This window comes from Streptomyces milbemycinicus (assembly GCF_002154605.1).
GTDB classification, from domain to species: domain Bacteria; phylum Actinomycetota; class Actinomycetes; order Streptomycetales; family Streptomycetaceae; genus Streptomyces; species Streptomyces milbemycinicus.
The window spans coordinates 6572-7015 of record NZ_MUNE01000058.1; the positions used below are offsets into that span (position 1 = coordinate 6572).

The 444-nt window shown below is 80.2% G+C and carries 1 protein-coding gene; it reads right to left on the reverse strand.

Features of this window, described 5'->3' with window-relative positions; translation table 11 throughout:
- Nucleotides 1–444 (reverse strand): aldolase/citrate lyase family protein (locus tag CCN51_RS05390; RefSeq protein WP_245881580.1); only part of this gene is annotated, 444 nt, incomplete at both ends.

Below are 444 nucleotides of genomic sequence, written 5' to 3' on the forward strand. Positions count from 1 at the left end.
GCACCCGGGCGCGCAGCGGATGGGTCTCCTCGCCGCCCGGGCTCCAGCGGTAGCCGACCGCGCGCTCCACGTCCCCGCCCGGGGCGGTCAGCGCGCCCAGGTGTGCCACCCGGCCGGCGGCCCGCCCGATGTCGTACGCCTCGCGCAGCCCGCGCGCCGTCTCCAGCAGCGGCACCAGCGCGATCCGCCCCTCCGGCAGGCCCGCCTCGCGCTCGCACCAGGCCAGCAGCCGGTCGGCGACCCGTACGTCGTCGGCGCAGCGCACCTTCGGCAGCACCACGCCGTACAGCCCCGGCCGGGCCACCGCGCGCAGGTCCTCGGCGCCCGCCCAGCCCGCCCCGTGGTCCAGGGGGTTGATCCGTACGAGCAGCCGCATCGGCCCCGGTGTCCGCGCCGCCCGCGCGACGGCCTCGGCCACCGCCTTCCGCGCCGCCTCCTTCGCGC